General features: G+C 66.8%; 15 protein-coding genes. 12 read left to right on the forward strand and 3 right to left on the reverse strand.

Annotated elements, in window-relative coordinates; translation table 11 throughout:
* Positions 1-71 precede the first annotated feature (71 nt).
* Positions 72-770 carry a carbonic anhydrase gene (locus ACIBQX_RS36005; protein ID WP_397012565.1) on the forward strand — a complete coding sequence of 233 codons (699 nt, stop codon included), beginning with the start codon at positions 72-74 and terminating at the stop codon, positions 768-770.
* A gap of 193 nt (positions 771-963) precedes the next feature.
* On the opposite strand, the gene ACIBQX_RS36010 is transcribed toward ACIBQX_RS36005, so the two are convergent.
* From ACIBQX_RS36010 to ACIBQX_RS36020, 3 genes are all read right to left on the reverse strand, one after another.
* Complete coding sequence (locus tag ACIBQX_RS36010) at positions 964-2,331, reverse strand: cation:proton antiporter (protein ID WP_397012567.1); 1,368 nt, start codon at positions 2,329-2,331, stop codon at positions 964-966.
* Between the two features lie 725 nt (positions 2,332-3,056).
* The gene (locus tag ACIBQX_RS36015) at positions 3,057-4,043 is read right to left on the reverse strand and encodes a phosphoglycerate dehydrogenase (RefSeq protein ID WP_397012569.1); all 987 of its coding nucleotides are present in this window, start codon (positions 4,041-4,043) and stop codon (positions 3,057-3,059) included.
* 87 nt (positions 4,044-4,130) lie between these two features.
* A complete protein-coding gene (locus tag ACIBQX_RS36020) occupies positions 4,131-5,036 on the reverse strand; it encodes a LysR family transcriptional regulator (protein WP_397012571.1) in 906 nt (301 codons plus the stop codon).
* A gap of 147 nt (positions 5,037-5,183) precedes the next feature.
* Between ACIBQX_RS36020 and ACIBQX_RS36025 the strand changes: the two genes are divergently transcribed.
* The 11 genes from ACIBQX_RS36025 (at position 5,184) to ACIBQX_RS36075 (ending at position 18,483) form a co-directional block, all read left to right on the forward strand.
* Complete coding sequence (locus ACIBQX_RS36025) at positions 5,184-6,275, forward strand: tartrate dehydrogenase (protein WP_397012573.1); 1,092 nt, start codon at positions 5,184-5,186, stop codon at positions 6,273-6,275.
* Between the two features lie 341 nt (positions 6,276-6,616).
* Complete coding sequence (locus ACIBQX_RS36030) at positions 6,617-7,918, forward strand: CitMHS family transporter (RefSeq protein WP_397012575.1); 1,302 nt, start codon at positions 6,617-6,619, stop codon at positions 7,916-7,918.
* A 48-nt stretch (positions 7,919-7,966) separates the two neighbouring features.
* A complete protein-coding gene (locus ACIBQX_RS36035) occupies positions 7,967-8,821 on the forward strand; it encodes a fumarylacetoacetate hydrolase family protein (RefSeq protein WP_397012577.1) in 855 nt (284 codons plus the stop codon).
* A 98-nt stretch (positions 8,822-8,919) separates the two neighbouring features.
* Positions 8,920-10,302 (forward strand): FAD-binding oxidoreductase, encoded by a 1,383-nt coding sequence (locus ACIBQX_RS36040; protein WP_397012579.1) that lies wholly within the window; start codon positions 8,920-8,922, stop codon positions 10,300-10,302.
* Positions 10,303-10,308: 6 nt separating this feature from the next.
* Positions 10,309-11,868: an acetolactate synthase large subunit gene (locus ACIBQX_RS36045; protein ID WP_397012581.1), complete on the forward strand. Its 1,560-nt coding sequence runs from the start codon at positions 10,309-10,311 to the stop codon at positions 11,866-11,868.
* A 44-nt stretch (positions 11,869-11,912) separates the two neighbouring features.
* On the forward strand, positions 11,913-13,115 hold the full coding sequence (locus ACIBQX_RS36050) for a carboxymuconolactone decarboxylase family protein (RefSeq protein ID WP_397012583.1): 1,203 nt from the start codon (positions 11,913-11,915) through the stop codon (positions 13,113-13,115).
* Positions 13,087-14,823, forward strand: a complete 1,737-nt coding sequence (locus ACIBQX_RS36055; RefSeq protein ID WP_397012585.1) for an IlvD/Edd family dehydratase — start codon at positions 13,087-13,089, stop codon at positions 14,821-14,823. The genes ACIBQX_RS36050 and ACIBQX_RS36055 overlap by 29 nt, the downstream gene beginning before the upstream one ends.
* Positions 14,824-14,852: 29 nt before the next feature.
* Complete coding sequence (locus ACIBQX_RS36060) at positions 14,853-16,238, forward strand: acyclic terpene utilization AtuA family protein (protein ID WP_397012587.1); 1,386 nt, start codon at positions 14,853-14,855, stop codon at positions 16,236-16,238.
* A complete protein-coding gene (locus tag ACIBQX_RS36065; protein WP_397012589.1) occupies positions 16,231-16,539 on the forward strand; it encodes a DUF4387 domain-containing protein in 309 nt (102 codons plus the stop codon). Before ACIBQX_RS36060 ends, ACIBQX_RS36065 begins: the two co-directional genes overlap by 8 nt.
* 31 nt (positions 16,540-16,570) lie before the next feature.
* Positions 16,571-17,743, forward strand: coding sequence for an alpha-hydroxy-acid oxidizing protein (locus tag ACIBQX_RS36070; RefSeq protein ID WP_397012591.1), 1,173 nt, complete (start codon positions 16,571-16,573; stop codon positions 17,741-17,743).
* The gene (locus tag ACIBQX_RS36075) at positions 17,740-18,483 is read left to right on the forward strand and encodes an SDR family oxidoreductase (RefSeq protein ID WP_397012593.1); all 744 of its coding nucleotides are present in this window, start codon (positions 17,740-17,742) and stop codon (positions 18,481-18,483) included. The genes ACIBQX_RS36070 and ACIBQX_RS36075 overlap by 4 nt, the downstream gene beginning before the upstream one ends.
* The last annotated feature ends 23 nt before the right edge of the window (positions 18,484-18,506 follow it).

Genomic DNA, 18,506 nt, shown 5'->3' on the forward strand with positions numbered 1-18,506 from the left:
TCGGAGGTCGCGTTCCGCCAGGCTCAAGGGGCCGCTTCTCGGCCGAAAGCGGAAGACTGCATACTGAATGCATGAACCAGAAGATCGTTGACCGTCGCACCGTTCTGAGTATCGCCAGTCTGGTGGCAGGCGGAATGCTGTTAGACGCCGGACCGGCGTACGCGCGCCCCGGGTCCGCCGAGCCGGCCTCGCGGCTGCCCTCCCCTGACGAGGCCTGGGCCAGGATGAGGACGGGCAACCGGCGCTGGGTCTCCGACACCGCGATCCATCCCCATCAGGACCGCGCCCGCCGGGTTGAGGCCGCCCGCAAACAGGAGCCCTACGCTGTCGTCGTCTCGTGCATCGACTCCCGGGTGGCTCCGGAGCTCGTCTTCGACACGGGAGTCGGTGATCTGCTCAGTGTGCGCAGCGCCGCCCAGACGATCGACCCGCTCGTGTCCGGAGCCATCGAGTACGGTCCCGCCGAGCTGGACACCCCCTTGATCGTGGTGCTGGGCCATCAGCGCTGCGGAGCGGTGGCGGCCGCCGCGCACGCGTTGCACGAGGGGACCACGCTCCCCGGCAATCTGCAGGACATCGTCGAGGCCCTCCGCCCCGCCTACCGGCGCGCCCACGGGAACGTGGACAAGATGATCAGAATCAACACCGCCGACGTCGTGTCCAAGCTGAAGTCCGACAAACTGCTCGCCAAACGCATCGCCCGCAAGCAACTCAAGATCGTGGGCGGCTACTACTCCCTCGACACCGGCCAGGTCACCCGAGTCGTCTAGTGAACCGACCTTGAGCACGGCGGTCGCCACATCAGGCGCAATCTCGTACGCGGCGGGCTGCTCCTCACGCTCCGGGCCGGCGACCTGGGCGCGGCCGAGCAGCATGGTCCGGTACGGCGTGGTGGCCTGGCGGTGCGGCGCGGCGGGGAACCGAGCGGGAGCCTTGATCCATCGCAATCGAGACGTGGGCGTCTCACGGCAGCACGCGAGAATCCGCTCTCGTCCCCCCGCCGCCGGCCGTCACGCCGTCGTCGTCCTGCGTACGTCTCAGCGACCAGCGCACCAGGGGCGCGGTGACCGCCGTCGTGATCACCCCGACGAGGACCAGAATCGTGTACGCCAGCTGGTTGATCAGGTTGGCCTGGTAGCCGATGGTCAGCACCACCAGCTCGGTCACGCCACGGCAGTTCATCAAGAACCCGAGCCGCCACGCCTCCGCAGACGGCATCCCGGCCAGCCGGACGGCCCCGCCCGCGCCGACCACCTTGGTCACCACGGCCGCCACGGACAGTCCGACCAGCACCAGCCAAGCAAGCGGATCCGCGCCCAGCAGCCCCACCGCCATCTTCAGACCGACCCCGGCGAAGAACAGCGGCAGCAACACGGTCAGCGTGAAGCCCTCCAACTGCCGGCTGACGCGTGCCACCGCCGGCGCGTCACGCGGCACCGCGACCCCGAACAGGAAGGCACCCACGACCGGGTGCAACTGGATCGAATGGGTCAGCACCGCATAACCGATCGCCCCTGAGATCAGCACCACCGTCAACGACTGGCTCGACCCCAGCCGGCGCACCAGCGTCGCCAGCAACGGACGCACGCACAACGCCGTCACCAGCACCAGTGCGGTGGCGAGGAGCAGATTCCGCAGCCCCTGACCGCCCGCGTCCTGACCGGCCAGCAGGAACGCCAAGGTCATCCAGGCCAGCCCGTCACCGATCGCCGCCGCCGACATCGACAACGCGCCGACACTCGTCCTCTCCAGCCCCAAGTCGGCGAGGATCCGCGCCAGCACGGGCAGCGCCGTCACCGCCATGGCCAGCCCGACGAACATCATCGTCTCCACCGGCGTCGCACTCGTGCCCGCGAACAGCCCGCCGCTGGCCAGCACGATCGCCATGCCCGCCAGACAGGGCAGGGCCATGCCCCCGACCACCGTCGCGACCACCATGCCCTTGCGCTCGATCCGGTCCGTGCGTAACTCACACCCCAGCAGGAAGACGAAGACCACCAGGCCGAGCTGCGCCGTCTTGTCCAGCCCTTCGATCACCGACTGCGGGAACAGGAACGCCTCCGCCTCCGGCCATATCGCGCCGAGCATGGACGGCCCCAGCACCAGCCCGCCGACCATCTCCCCCAGCACCGGCGGCTGACCGAACCGGCGCGCCAGCGCAGCCAGCGCCTGGCACACCGCCAGAATCACCGCAACCGCGATCAGGAAGTGAGTGAGCGAATCCACGGCCTGCGACCCAGACGCCACCCACAAGGGCACCATGCCCGCCAGCAGTACCAGCCCCGCGGTCACCCCGATCGCCGTCGCGGCCCGGCGCGGCACGGAGATCATGACGCCGGCACGCCCTCGTTCGTGGCCATTGCCTCCCGCAGCGAACGCTGCTCCGCGTCATTGCACAGCGCCAGACAGTCCCGGCCAACGTCCTCGAACGGATTGGACATGCGGACAACCCTCTCAATGAACAGAAACGAGGCCCAGATGCTCCGAGAGTGGGCAGCGGAAAACGAGGACCCACGTCCTCATCGGCCACAGCCGGGGGCGCTACGGTAGATCACCGGGACACCGATGCGCAGCGCGGCCGCACCGGCGCCACGAATTCCGATCGGCGCTCTCAATGCTGGGGCGGAATGAATTCAGTGGCATTCGCCGTCCGGTTGGTTGTGCACATGCCGTCACGTATTCGATCCGCCGCGGCCTTCTGCTCGGCACGGCAGTGTCCACGACGGAATTCAGAACCGACCGACCGGCGATATGTCGCCGTTCCCGGACCGGCTCGGCCGTCGTGCCGAGGCGAACGTCGCAAGCCGACCTGACCGAGCGTAAAAGATACGCTCGATAACTGGGCGTGCCGATAAACAGGAGCCGGGAACGGTCCGACACATGGCAACCCCTATTTTCCAGTAGATGGCAGGCTCAGGTTAGGCACAGGCGCTTTTCTTGCGCTATCGATGTGCTTTCCTTTTGGGCCCGGCAAGCGGCCCACCGCGCCCCGCGATGGCGGCCCGCAGGTCGGTCTGAGTCACGGTGCCACAGAACGTGTCGACGCCGATCACCCATTACCTCTGCAGGGTCACGCGGAACCGGTGCACCGAGGGGTCGTTGACGCGGAATGCCGGCCTGCCGGAGAGAGCGTGGACGAGCTCGACGGCGGCCTCTCGTCCAGCGGCCTCGCGCGCCTCCACCGTCTGGCCGGCCATGTGTGAGTACACCGTGATGCCCTCGATGCCGCGCAGCACGCTGTCCCCCGGGAGCGGCTCGACCTCGCACACGTCGAGGGCGGCACCGGCGATGGTCCCGCTGCGGACGGCTGCGGCCAGGGCGTTCTCGTCGACGATCGCACCGCGTGCGGTGTTGACCAGCACCGCGGTCGGCTTCATCAGGCTCAGTGCTCGGGCATCGATCAGGTGGCGAGTGGCGGGAGTCAGGGTGGTGTGGATGGACACGATGTCCGAGCGGGAGAGCAGGGTGTCGAGGTCGACGAACTCCACTTCAGGTGCTGGTGAGCTGTGGTCCGGTTCGATCGCGGTGCGGCACAGCACGGTCATCCCGAATGCGCGTGCCAGCGGCACCACGGCGCGTGCCGCTGCGCCGAACCCGACCAGGCCGAGTGTGGATCCCCGCAGCTCGTGTCCGTCCGTACGCGGCCACCTGCCTTCGGCGACGCCCACGGCCAGCTCGACCAGACGCCTCGACGCCGCCAGGATCGCACCCATCGTGAATTCCGCGACGGCGTTCGCGTTGATGCCCGGCAGGTTGCTGACCAGGATCCCCAGCTCCGAGGCGGCAGCAACGTCGACGGAGTCGTAGCCCACACCCGACCGCACGACGGCCTTCAAGGCCGGTGCCGAGGCGAGGACGTCAGCAGTCATCGGCTCGTTGGCGATGAGCGCGCCGTCGACGCCGTCGAGCAGTCCGACCAGCTCGTCGCGATCACGACGCCCATGCAGCGGCGCGTGCACCGTCTCATGACCATGTTCTCTCAAGTACACGTCGACCGGATCGCCCGGCTTGAGGTAGTCGGTGGTGATGAGGATGCGGGACATCGGTCGAGCACTCACTTTCGGCGGCATTCGTAGCAACGTAATGGCGGGACCTCGACGGGGTAACCCCCGCCGGCGAAAGGTCACCTTTCACCGATCGAGCAGTCGCTCAGGCAGTCGCTCACTCATGAAGTCCAGGACCGCCGTCACCCGTGCGGGGACATGATCGGTGTCGGCGTGGAGTGCGTACACGTCCGCAGCAGGTGTGGGCACGTCCGCCAGCACCTGCACGAGCCGCCCGTCCTTCAGCAAGGGGGCAACCTGCCAGGTGGAGCGCATGATGAGCCCGCGGCCCTCGAGTGCCCATCCGGTCACGATGTCGCCGTCGTTGCTGGACAACGTGCCGTCGACCCGAACGCGGAACTCATCCGGACCCTGACCGAAGCGCCACAGTGCGTAGTCACCGTAGTTCTCGCGAAGCAGAATGCAGTTGCGGCCGGCGAGTTCGTCCACCGTTCTGGGCTCTCCGTGCTCATGCACATAGGCCGGGGACGCGCACACCACCCGCCGATTCTCCGCGAGCCGCCTCATCCGCAGTGTCGAGTCGTGCATCGGACCCACGTGAATCGCTACGTCGAACTCCCGTCGATGAGGACTGACAGGAAGGGGCGTCGTGGTCAGCTGAACGTCGAGATGTGGATGATGCGCCCCGAACTCGCCCAGCAGCGGGCCGACATGCGCCCGCCCGATCCCGAGAGTCGACTCCACGACCAACGACCCCCGGAGGTCCCCGGAGCCGCCGGAGATCTCCTCCTCCAGCCGCTGGACGTCAGTGAGGATCGGGCCGATCCCCTTCGCGAGAACGGCTCCCTCGGACGTGAGCACCAGTTTCCGGGTCCCGCGACGAACCAGTTGCACACCGAGGCGCTGCTCCATCGCTGCGAGACGCTTGCTCACCACAGGAAGGGAACATCCCAGTCCGCGTGCAGCAGCCGTCAGCGTCTCACTCGCAGCGACGACCGTGAAGAACCTCAGGTCGTCGACAGACTCCGGCACAGCCGACCTCCGCCACGCAGCTTTCCCACCGCGAAAGCCTACCTTGCTCGAATGACGCTAGGTCCCAGGTGACGACCTGCGTACGTTGATGATTCCGGCCGGTCGGACAACCGGCGGTGGCCCAGTTAGCGAAGAAGGTACGGATCCATGTCTCACAGTTATCGCATCGCTGTCATCCCGGGCGACGGGATCGGAGTCGAAGTCGTGCCGGAGGGCCTGCGTGTCCTGCGCCGGACAGCGGAGCTCTACGGCTTCACCGTCGAGGCCGAGCAGTTCGACTTCGCCAGCGCCGCGTATTACCAGGCGTACGGCGAGATGCTTCCGCCGGATTGGCACGAGATTCTCATGGGATTCGACGCGCTCTTCTTCGGCGCGGTCGGCTGGCCCGAGGTGGTGCCGGATCACGTCTCGCTGTGGGGAAGCCTGCTGAAGTTCCGGCGTGAGTTCGACCAATACGTCAATCTCCGACCTGTACGCCTGCTTGACGGGGTGGTCAGTCCGTTGCGAGATCGAACGCCGGAGGACGTCGACTTCTACGTCGTGCGGGAGAACACCGAGGGCGAATACTCCAGCATCGGAGGACGGATCTTCGAAGGAACCGACCGTGAGACCGTGCTCCAGGAGACCGTGATGACGCGAGTAGGCGTGGATCGCGTCCTTCGATACGCCTTCGAGCTCGCACAACGGCGAGAAAAGAAGCATCTCACCTGGGCGACGAAGAGCAACGGGATCTCGATCTCGATGCCCTACTGGGACGAACGCGCCGAGGCGATGGCCAGGCAGTACCCGGAAATTCGTGCAGACAAATACCACATCGACATCCTCACGGCGAACTTCGTCCTCCACCCCGACCTGTTCGACGTCGTCGTGGCCAGCAATCTGTTCGGCGACATCCTCTCCGACCTCGGCCCGGCCTGTGCCGGCACGATCGGCATCGCGCCCAGTGCCAACATCAACCCCGAGAGGACCTTCCCGAGCCTCTTCGAACCCGTACACGGCTCGGCGCCTGACATCGCAGGTCGCGGCATCGCGAATCCGATCGGTCAGATCTGGAGCGCCGCGATGATGCTCGACCACCTCGGGGAGCGCGCCGCCGGCGAAGCCATCGTCGCCGCGATCGAGGACGTTCTCGTAGACGCGTCGGCGGCGAAGACACCGGACCTCGGCGGCATCGCCACCACCGTCCAACTCGGAACCGCGATCGCGGAACGGCTCCAGGCCCCGGAGGTCGTCGAGTAACGGCCTGACCGAGCAGCCGTTCCTCCTCAGCGCCGAACCTGAGCCATATCACTTATCACCACTGCGGCCGAATACGAGTCCCCCGATCAGGGGAGGAGCCTCCCCGGTCGGCGTGATGAGCGCCACTCATCTGAGCCCTAGCCTGAGACAAGGCGAAAGCCCACCGAGGTCCGTTCAAGACATCGACTCGGCGACATTCAGGGCAGGTAGGGCCCGAGCGGAGTTCGCCGAATGGAATTCGTACTCAACCGTGCTCATAGAACTATTCCCGGAATTCTCTCGGGCATCGGTTGACCGGTCGCGAAGCCGAGCGGTTCCGTCAAAGCTGAGAGGAAGCGTACATGCTGGCTGCATTGGGCTTTGGGTCCATCAGCGTTTTCACCTTACTGGTGATGACCAAGAGGATATCGGCTGTCGCCGGCCTGATCCTCATCCCCACGGTGTTCGGCCTGCTCGGGGGTTTCGGCGCGGACCTGGGGAACATGATGGTGTCCGGAGTCGTCGATACCGCGCCCACGGCGGTGCTGTTGACCTTCGCTCTCCTCTACTTCCTCGTGATGACCGAGTGCGGCCTGTTCGAGCCGCTCATTCGCAAGATCCTTTCGATCGTCGGCGAAGATCCCGTCAGGATCGTGGTGGGCACCGCCATCCTCATCATGTGCATCGGCCTTGATGGAGACGGCTCCACGGCAGCCTTCGTCGTCATCACGTCGATGTATCCGATCTATCGTCAGGTCGGGATCAATCCGCTGATCATCGCGATGCTGCTCGCCATCATCTGTCCGACTGTCAACTGGATGCCGTGGGGTGGCCCGGCCGCGCGGATGGCCGTCTCGCTCGAGATCGATGTCGCTGACGTGGTTCTCCCGATGTTGCCGGCGCTCGTCCTCACCCTCGCGGCCGCCCTCGTCTTCGCGTATTTCGTGGGACGCGGCGAAAGGAGCAAGCTCGGCGCGCGGAAGGCCCAGGCGGCCCTCGTGGAAGAAGACGGGGAAGCGAGCATCGGTGAGCCTCGCACGCCGATCCCGACGAAGAACGTCTGGTTCAACTTCGCGCTGACGATCGCCTTCATCGTCAGCATGGGCATCGAACTGTTGCCCCTGCCGGCGCTGGCCATGATCGCGTTCTCCATCGCCGTCACGGTCAACTGGCCCAACCTGCGCACGCAGAACGAGAAGCTGAAGCCGCACGCCGGGACTGTGGTCATGGTGATCTCGCTCATCCTCGCGGCAGGCGCTTTCTCCGGCATCCTCAATGACAGCGGGATGGTCAAGGCGATGTCCGACGCCCTCGTCACCCATCTGCCGGAGGCTTGGGGCGGCGGCTTCGCCTTCGTCACCGCTCTGATCTCGGGGCCGCTGCTGTTCATTCTGTCCAACGACAGCTTCTACTTCGGCGTGGTCCCGGTCCTCGCGGAGACGGGGTCGGCGTACGGCATTCCGCCTGAGGTGATCGCTCACTCCGTGCTGCCCGGAATCTACCTTCACACGCTGAGCCCGCTGAGTGCGCCGATCTACCTCGTTGCCTCGCTCCTGCGCACAGACTTCGGTACCTTGCAGCGCTTCTCCCTCCGATGGGCCATCGGCATCACCCTGACGGCGATCGCCGCAGCCACGATCACCGGCGCGATCTACGCCACCTGAGCCTGCGCCCACCGATGCCATCAACCAGTCGAATTCCAGGAGTAGACAGTGCGCTTCATCAGTTACGCCATCGGAGACGCGCAGGGCGTCGGGATCAAGTCCGCAGGAGGGTATCGCGGACTCCCGGTCTCTGAGCTCGGTGGCGATCTTCAGTCGTTCCTCGGCGGCGAATCCGGTCTCACGGACCTGGCGGAGCTTCTCCAGGGTGCACCTGAATTCGCACTGTCGGACGTGACCCTGCTGCCGCCGATCCCGCGGCCCGAAAAGATCTTGTGCATCGGACTGAACTACCGATCGCACTCAGAGGAGAGCGGGTTCGACGTTCCAGATTATCCGGCGGTGTTCGCCAGGTTCGCGAACGGCCTCGTCGCGCATGGAGCCCCGTTGGTTCGACCCAACGCATCCGGCCTACTCGACTATGAGTGCGAACTCGCCGTGGTGATCGGGAAGGGCGGACGTCATATCGCCGAGCACGAGGCACTCGACCACATCGCCGGCTATTCCCTCTTCAACGACGGATCGGTCCGAGACTTCCAGATGAAGTCGCAGCAATGGACGATGGGGAAGGCCTTCGACGCCACCGGCGCGTTCGGGCCCGAGCTGGTGACAGGCGACGAACTGCCCGACGGCTGCAGCGGGCTGCGCATCCGGACCATCCTCAACGGCGAGGTCCTGCAGGATGCCAACACCGAAGACATGATCTTCGACGTGCCCCGGTTGATCGCCATCCTTTCCGAGGCGATGACATTGGCGCCGGGTGACGTCATCGTCACCGGCACCCCCAACGGCATCGGTGCCTTCCGGAACCCGCAGGTCTGGTTGCAGCCGGGCGACGAATGCACGATCGAGATCGAGCGGATCGGCACCCTGACCAATCCGGTCGTCCAGGAGCCGACGCAGTGAGGCCGAGCCCCGCAGCAGGCGACACCACCAGAGCGCCCAGGAGCCGCTCCGGCTCCGATGACCACAGATCCGATGGCGACAGAGAGGAAGGGTCGTTGGTGAGCGACGTTGCCGAGCGGTTCGCGGAGATCGTGGGGGACGCGAATCTCCTCACAGGCGAGAGGATCTCGGAGGATTACGCGCATGACGAAGCCCTGACCGCCGCCCCGCAGAAGCCCGCCTTCGTAGCGCGGCCGAAGACCGCGGAGGAGGTCGCGGCTTTACTCCTGAGCGCGGGCGAGCACGGCGTTCCGGTCACCCCGCGGGGCTCGGCCACGGGCCTTTCGGGCGCGGCCCGGCCAAGGCCGGGCGGGTTGGTGATCTCCTTCGAGCGCATGAACGCCGTACTGGAGATCGACACCGAGAACCACGTCGCGGTGGTGCAGCCGGGCATCACCCTCGCCGACCTGGACGAGCGGACTGCCGCGGCCGGACTCGGCTACACCGTGTATCCGGGCGAGTTGAGCGCGACCGTCGGCGGGAACGTCGGGACGAACGCGGGCGGGATGCGGGCCGTCAAGTACGGGGTGACGCGGCACAACGTCGTGGGACTGCAGGCGGTGCTGCCGACCGGCGAGATCATCCGGACCGGTGGCAAGATCGCGAAGGTCTCGTCCGGGTACGACCTGACCCAGTTGATCGTCGGCTCCGAGGGCAGCCTCGCCGTCGTCACCGAGGTCACCGTGAAGCTCTACCCGCGACTGCCGCACGGAGCGACGGTGCTGGCCCCCTTCAGGACCGTGGACGAGGTCTTGAAGAGCGTTATCAAGATCATCGCCAGCGGACTCGCCCCGCACATCCTCGAGTACATCGACGACCGGACCCTTGGCGCGATCAGCGACCATCTGAACCTCGACCTCGGCGTTCAGGACGCCGTCCGGGATTCCGCGGCGGCCTACCTGATGGTGGCGCTGGAGAGCCGCGACAAGGACCGCTTGCAGGCCGACGTCATGGAGCTCGGTGGCCTGCTGCTCGATCGCGGCGCGATGGACGCGTACGTGCTCGAAGGCGCCGCTGCCGGCAAGCTCGTCGAGGCACGTGAGAAGTCCTTCTGGACGGCCAAGACGATCGGTGTCGACGACATCATCGATGTCGTGGTGCCGCGGGCTGCGATGCCGGAGTTCCTGCGCCGGACCGAGGAACTCGTGCTCTCGCGCGACGCCGCCGTGGCAGGGTGCGGCCACGCCGGTGACGGCAACGTCCACCTCGGCCTCTTCTGCCCGGACGCCGACAAGCGGAAGAAGCTCCTGACCGAGATCTTCGCGCTGGGCATGGAACTGGGCGGCGCGATCTCCGGTGAGCACGGCATCGGACAGACCAGGTCCGGGTACTTCCTCGAGCTTGAGGACCCGGCGAAGATCGCGCTGATGCGCCGGATCAAGGCGAGCTTCGACCCCGCCGGAATCCTCAACCCCGGCATTCTCCCTGCTGCGGAGGTGTGAGCGCTGATGAAGATCAATGGTGCGCAGTCGCTGATCCGCACGCTCGTCGAGGCCGGGGTGGACGTCTGCTTCGCCAACCCGGGCACGTCGGAGATGCACTTCGTGGCCGCGCTCGACGGCGTTCCCGAGATGCGGGCCGTGCTCGGACTGTTCGAAGGCGTCGCCACCGGCGCCGCGGACGGCTACGCCAGGATCGCGGGCAGGCCGGCCGCGACGCTCCTGCACCTCGGACCGGGTCTCGGGAACGGGCTGGCCAACCTGCACAACGCGCGTCGCGCGCACTCGGCGATCGTCAACGTGATCGGCGACCACGCGACCTACCACAAGCGGTACGACGCCCCGCTCGAGTCGGACATCGAAGCCGTCGCCGGGACCCTCAACGGCTGGGTCCGGCGATCCGAGCACACCGAGGGCATCGGCGCCGACGCCGCCGGCGCGGTCGCGGCCTCCCAGGACCCACCCGGCCGGATCGCGACGCTGATCCTGCCGGCCGACGTCTCCTGGGGCGAAGGCGGCGTGATCGCCGCTCCCGTCCCGCCCAGGGAGCCGCAGCCCGTCGACGCGGCCACCCTTCGGCAGCTCGCCGAGGTGCTGACCAGCGGCGAGCCGGTGGCCCTGCTCATCGGGGGCAGCGCCTGCCGCGAGGCCGGTCTACGCGCGACCAGCCGGATCGCCGCCGCGACCGGGGCGAAGACGTTCGTCGAGACGTTCCCCGCGCGCCTGGAGCGCGGTGCCGGCCTGCCGGCCGTGGAACGGCTCGCCTACCTCACCGAATCGGTCGTCCAGCAGCTCGACGGGATCAGGCACCTGATCCTTGCCGGAACGAGACCGCCGGTGTCGTTCTTCGCCTACCCGGACAGGCCGAGCGACCTGGTTCCTGAGGGCGCCCAGGTCCACTTCCTGGCCGACGGTGGGCACGACGTCCCGCGAGCGCTGGAAGACCTGGCGGACCTGGTCGCGGCGGAGACCCGGCCCGTGCTCCAAGAGGCCATCCGGCCCGAGCTACCGGCCGGGCCACTGACCCTGCGGAGCTGGGCCGACGTGATCGGCGCGCTGCTGCCCGACCGCGCGATCATCGCGGACGAGTCGAACACTTCCGGTCTGCTGCTGCCGCCCGCCACCGCCGGCGCCCCACGGCACGATCTGCTGACCCTGACCGGCGGTGCGATCGGCTACGGCATGCCGGTCGCCACCGGTGCCGCCGTCGCCGCACCGGACCGGCCGGTCATCAACCTCCAGTCCGACGGCAGCGCGCTGTACACGATCTCGGCGCTGTGGACGCAAGCTCGCGAGAACCTCGACGTCACCACGGTGCTGCTGAACAACCGTGCCTACGCGATCCTGCGCCTGGAGCTGCAGCGCGTCGGCGTCCAGGGTCCTGGCCCCAAGGCCGGCGAGCTGCTCGACCTCTCCCGGCCCGACATCGACTTCGTCAAGATCGCCGAGGGAATGGGCGTGCCCGCGACCCGGGCGACGACCGCCGAGGAGCTGGCAGAACAGTTCCGGCTCGCACTGGCCGAGCCCGGCCCCCACCTGATCGATGCGATCGTGCCGCCCCTGATGTAAGGCCGGCTCGACCGAGATGATTCAACCTAGGAGATCGACAGACCATGCAATACCCCACGCGTGTGCGCCCGGTGGATTTCGGCAGCCTCTCCGAAAGACAGGAAGCGGTCCGGATCAAGATGGGTCCGTATGGCGAGGAGGCGCAGGAGAGCGCCTCCGCCATGATGAAGACCTTCCTCAACTACCCCGAATTCGCCCGCTCCATCGGCAGGATCGGCACCAGGGTCACGTTGACCAGCGACCTTCCGAAGCGTCTGGCCCTCATGGCGTCACTGCGCACGGCCTGGCTGTGCGGTTGCGAATATCTCTGGGCGCATGTTCGCGAGGAGGGCGTCGCGATCGGGATCACCGACTCCGAAGTCCGCGCGATTGCCACGGGTGAATATCAGGACGCTCTGAACAGCATCGAAAAACATGTCGTCGAGGCGGTGGACGAGATGCATGACACGCATTATCTGAGCGACGAAAAATGGTACCGGGTAGGCCGGCTCGGACCGAATGCGGTCATGGACATCATGACGACTTACGGCTTCTTCGTCACGCTCTCGGCTGCGGTCAACAGCATGGGTGTCGAGGTGGAGGACGGCCTCGCCGGGTGGGGAATGCCCAGAGCGAGCACCACGGCCGGCACGGATCTGACGGCTCCGCGTCAGGTGCCCAAGCGGGTCTTCGAAGCCGACTACGCGCTGCTGAGCCCCCAGCAGATCGAGCAGGCGAACCGGATGGGACGGCGCGGCAAGCCGACCACCTCGAAGCTCCAGAAGGCCATGATCAACTACCCCGAGTTCCTCAGGTCGATCGCACCGTTCGGCAAGCGCGCGATCGACGACACGTGCCTGCCCCCTCGGGTGTGGCAGCTCGCGGCCATGCGCACGGTCTGGCTGTGCGACAGCGAGTATCTGTGGTCACAGCACCGTAAGGCCTGCTTGGCGCTGGGCGTGACCGACGACGACCTCGCTGGTGTGGCCGAGGGCCCGCAGAGCGCGTCGCTGAAGGACTTCGACCGGGTCGTCGTCAGCGCCGTGGACGAGATGTACCACCAGAACCGCATCTCGGATGCGAACTGGAACGCGTTCGACCAGTTCGGCTCGGAGGCAATCACCGACCTGATGCTGGTGTACGGACTCTACGTTCTCCAGTCCTGCCTGGCGCGCAACTTCGGGACGACCCTGGAGGAGAACTCGATCGGCTACCTGCCCGAACTCGAGCGATTCCGTGATGGACAGCAGAGGGGAAACCGTGGCTGATCTCCGATCACAGGATTGGTTCGGCGGCGAAGGGGCCAAGGGTTTCACCCACAGGAGCTGGGTGCGGAGCCGTGGCGTGCCGAAAGACCATTTCGACGGTCGCCCGGTCATCGGCATCTGCAACACCTGGTCCGACCTCACCTCGTGCAACTCGCACTTCCGCGAGCTGGCTCAACACGTTCGCGAGGGCATCTTGGAGGCCGGCGGCGTCCCCATGGAATTCCCCGTCATCTCGACGGGAGAGACGCTGACCCGTCCCACCGCCATGTTGCTGCGCAACCTCGCCAGCATGGATGTCGAGGAGACGTTGCGAGCCAATCCGCTTGACGGCGTCGTGCTGATGATGGGCTGCGACAAGACCACGCCGGGGCTGCTGATGGGCGCCGCCAGCGTGAACCTCCCGACGATCGGCCTGTCGGCCGGGCCGATGCTCAACGGTAGTTTCCGCGGCAGGCCCTTCGGCATCAAGGACGCCTGGAACCTGGGGGCCGACCTGCGGGCCGGCCGCGCGAGCATCGACGACGTGGAAGAAGCGGAGTCCTGCCTCAACCGCACCGTCGGCGTGTGCAACGTGATGGGCACGGGCTCGACCATGGCAGCGATGGTGGAGGCGTTGGGCGTCGGGCTTCCCGACAACGCGGCGATCCCCGCCGTCGATGCGCGCCGCCGGGTACTCGCCCGGATGGTGGGACGCCGCATCGTCGACATGGTGCGCGAGGACCTCACGCTGGACAAGGTGCTGACCCGGGAGGCCTTCGAGAACGCGATCAAGGTCAACGCGGCGATCGGAGGATCCACCAATGCCGTGATCCATCTGACCGCGATCGCCCGGCGCATGGACGTCCCGCTGGACATCGAGGACTGGCACGCGATCGGACAGGACATCCCGACGCTGGTCGATATCCAGCCATCCGGCACGTACCTGATGCAGGACTTCCATGAGGCCGGGGGGCTGCCGGCAGTCATCCGGGAGATGTGCGAAGGCGGGCTGCTCAACGGTGACGCCTTGACCGTGACCGGCAAGAGTCTCGCGGAGAACAACGACCAGGCGAAGTGCCATAACCGCGACGTCATCTTCAGGCTCGATGACCCTTTCAAGGCACATTCCGGGATTGCGGTCCTTCGCGGAAACCTCTGCCCCGAGGGCGCGGTCATCAAGCCGTCCGCGGCAGAACCGCGCCTGCTCAAGCACCGCGGTAAGGCCGTCGTGTTCGAGAACCAGGACGATCTCAACGCCCGCATCGACCACCCTGATCTCGAGGTCGATGCCGACTCGATCCTGGTCCTCAAGAACTGCGGGCCCAGGGGTTTTCCCGGCATGCCCGAGCTGGGCATGATCCCGATTCCGGCCAAGCTCCTGGCTCAGGGGGTCAAGGACATGGTCCGGATCTCCGACGCGCGCATGAGTGGCACCGCCTTCGGTGCGGTCGTCCTCCACGTCTCGCCAGAAGCGGCGGTCGGCGGTCTGCTGGGCGTCGTGCGTGACGGTGACGTCATCGAACTCGATGTCGCCGGTCGCCGGCTCGAACTCCTGGTCTCCGGCGAGGAACTGACGCGGCGCTCGGGGGAACGGCCGGCGCCTGAACCGAAGGCGACGCGGGGCTACGCGAAGCTCTACATCGACACCGTCAACCAGGCCCACGACGGCTGCGACCTCGACTTCCTGGTCGGCAAGACCGGCAGCGACGTCCCACCCAACCAGCACTGACCCGCTGCGGCGGTAAGAAAGGATCAGCATTGGAATCGATCAGGATCTACGTGCCCCAGGGCTCCCTCGGTGTCGGGATCTTCCCGGAGGAGATCGGCTACGCGCTGGCACGCAACCCCCATGCGATCGCTCTGGACGCCGGCTCGACCGACGCCGGTGCGGCCTATCTGGCCACCGGGATGTCCAAGAACGACCGGGGCTCGGTCAAGAAGGACCTCCAGCTGTTGATGGGTGCCCAGCAGCAGGCGGACATTCCCATTCTCATCGGCACGTCCGGCCAGGCCGGAGGCGATCTGAACGTCGACTGGACCCGCGACATCGTCCTGGAGATCGCCCGCGAGAAGGGATACACGCCGAGGATCGCGCTGCTCTACTCCGAGCAGCGACCGCAGCTGATCAAGCAGAAGCTCGCCGAGGGCAAGATCTCCAACCTGCCCCCGCTGGACGACCTCGATGAGGCCACCATCGATCAGTGCCTGCACATCGTCGCGCTGATGGGGCCGGAGCCCTACTTCGCGGCGCTGGAGGCGGGCGCCGACATCATCATCGGCGGCCGGACCTCCGATCCGGCGGTGATCGGGGCGTTCGCACTGTGGAAGGGCGCACCGGCCGGGCCGAGCTGGCACGCGGGCAAGATCGCCGAGTGTGGCGGCCAGGCAACCACGGCCAACACCGGACAGCGTGGTGTGCTCCTCGAGATCGATGCCGACGGGTTCGCGGTCGAGCCGGTCGATCCGCAGTTCAGGGCGCTGGTCGAGGGCATCGCGGGGCACCTGCTGTACGAGAACAAGAACCCGTGGCGGCTGACCGAGCCGGGTGGCGAGCTCGATGTCACCGAGTGTGAGTATGTCCAGCTGACCGAGTCGAAGGTGCGGGTGACGGGATCGAAGTGGGTTCCGCGGCCGTACACGATGAAACTGGAAGGCGCCTCCGGGGACCTGTTCCAGACGATCATGATCGTCGGGATCGTCGACCCCGACGTGCTCGCCGAGCCTGCGGTGTTCCACGACATGATGCTGACGACGCTGACCAAGCGTGCCATCTCGGCCACGGGCCTGAGCCGGGATGACTTCGACATCTCGCTGCGCATGTACGGCTGGAACGGGGTGAGCGGAATGGCGCCGCCTCCCGGTTCGGTCCCGCTCGAGATCGGCATGATGTGCGTCATCACCGCCCAGACCCAGGAGCTGGCAAGCCACATCGCCAAAGCCTGCAACCCGTACTTCTTCCACATGCCGCTTCGCCTGGGCATGGAGTTGCCCAGCTACGGCTGGCCGTTCACGCCGGGCGACATCGATCGCGGCCGCGTCTTCCAGTTCGTGCTCAACCACGTGGTCAGCGTCGATGACCCCCTGGAACTGGTTCGCATCCAGATGCTTGATGATCTGAAAGTGAAGGTGGCAGCCAATGCCTAAGGTCCGTGAAGTCTGTCATCACGTCAGGTCGAAGGTGGCGGGCCCGTTCTGGGTCACCATCGACCTGATGTTCGACGGCCAGGAGAACTACGATCGCTATGCCCAGAGCCCCTCGCTGAGCGCCGAGTCGATCGCGGCAATCTATGGGGTCGAGGCGGACACGATCTCTCTCTACCCGGTTCCGCAGATGAAGGTCTTGAAGATCTCCTACCCCAGGCGATCTCCTCAGGGTGGCATCGAGGAGCGGGACCTGCACTCCGGGCAGCAGTACGCCTACCTCCTCGATGTCGAGCTCACGTGATGTGTCGACGACCGGGTGAGGGGCGAATGACATGAGTCAGGCGTTCGGTGACTATCAGCTGGAAATCTACTTCAACGCTCTGAACGGGCGCGTCTCTGATTTCCCGATGGACTACGCGACGCTCGAACGTCGAGCGGTCGCCGCGCTCGACCCGTCGTTGCTGTCCTACATCGCCGGCGGTGCGGGGGACGAGGCGACCCAACGTCGCAATGTCGACGCTTTCGCGCAGTGGGGACTTGTGCCCCGGATGCTGGTCGGTGCGAGCGACCGGGACCTGTCGGTGACCGCCTGGGGACATACCTTCCCCACCCCGGTCTTCATGGCGCCGGTCGGGGTCGCCGGTCTGGTGACCCCTGATCGGCACGGTGACATCGCCATCGCCCAGGCGGCGGCCGCCACCGGTGTGCCGGCGATGTTCTCCACGCTCATGGAGGATCCGCTGGAGGACGTCATCCCGCATGCCGGCGAAACCCCGAGCTTCTTCCAGCTCTACACGCCCAAGGATCGTGATCTCGCGGCCAGCCTGATCGAGCGCGCGGTCCAGGCCGGCTATCGCGGGATCACGGTGACCCTTGATACGTGGCTCCCGGGCTGGCGGCCAAGGGACCTGGCTTCGGGCAACTTCCCGCAGCTGCGCGGACACGTACTGAAGAACTACACCAGCGATCCGGTCTTCCGCCGGCTCGTCGGTTTCAGCGAGGATCCGCAGGTGATCGTGAGCACCTGGGCACAGATCTTCGGCAACCCGCTGACCTGGGCCGACCTCGCGTGGCTGCGCTCCCTGACCGATCTGCCGCTCATCCTCAAGGGCATCGCGCACCCGGACGACGCTCGTCGCGCCATCGACGCCGGCGTGGACGGCATCTACTGCTCCAACCACGGTGGCCGCCAGGCCAACGGCGGCCTCAGCGCCCTGGAGCTCCTGCCGGCGGTCGCCGCGGCGTGCGAGGGCCGGGTCCCGGTGCTGTTCGACTCCGGCGTGCGCAGCGGGACCGATGTGGTCAAGGCGCTCGCCCTCGGCGCGACCATGGTGGGCATAGGTCGCCCTTACGTCTACGGACTCGCGCTCGGTGGCGTGCCCGGCCTGATTCATCTGCTCCGGATGTTCCTGGCCGAGGCGGACCTGCTGATGGCCGTGAACGGATACCCGAATCTCGCCGAAGTGCGGGCGAACGTCCAGCGCGCGCTGGCCGGACGGGCATGACCACCACCGACATCGCCCTGGTCACGGGCGCGAACAAGGGCCTGGGCCGCGAGATCGCGCGGCAACTGGCGGGCCGAGGTATGCGGGTCTATCTCGGCGCCCGGGACGAGACCCGTGGCCGGGAGGCGGCCGATGAGCTGGCTGCCGGCGGCGGCGATGTTCGATTCGTCCAGCTCGATGTCACCGACGTGGGCTCCGTCGCGGCCGCGGTCGCGACGATCGACGCTGAGTCCGGCCGCCTTGACGTCCTGGTCAACAACGCGGGCATCTCAAGCGAGATCGGCACCGCGGTCCCCGACATCACCGCGGACCAGATGCGCGCCACCTTCGAGGTCAACGTTTTCGGCGTCGTCACCGTGACCTCGGCCTGCATCCCGCTGCTGCGAAAGTCGGCGAACGGGCGGATCGTCAACATGTCCAGTCGCCTCGGGTCGCTGACCGCCTTGAGCGCCCCGGACAGCCCGCAGCGCACGACCGGAGCACTCACCTACAGCTCCTCCAAGGCCGCGCTCAACGTGCTCACGCTCCTGTACGCCGAGGCCTTGCGAGCAGACGGTATCCAGGTCAACGCGGTCACTCCCGGCCGGGTACCGACCGACATCAACGCGTCCACCGACCGGCGCGGTGAACGCACACTGGCCGACGGTGCGGCGACCCCCGTCCACATGGCCACGCTCCTGCCCGGGACCATGACGGCAACATTCCGCGGTGCCGCGGTCGATGAGTCGCCGGGGTGGTGACCCCAGCGCCCTGCGCCGTGGAC

The sequence above is a fragment of the Nonomuraea sp. NPDC049714 genome (assembly GCF_044465295.1).
In the GTDB taxonomy this organism is placed as follows: Bacteria; Actinomycetota; Actinomycetes; order Streptosporangiales; family Streptosporangiaceae; genus Nonomuraea.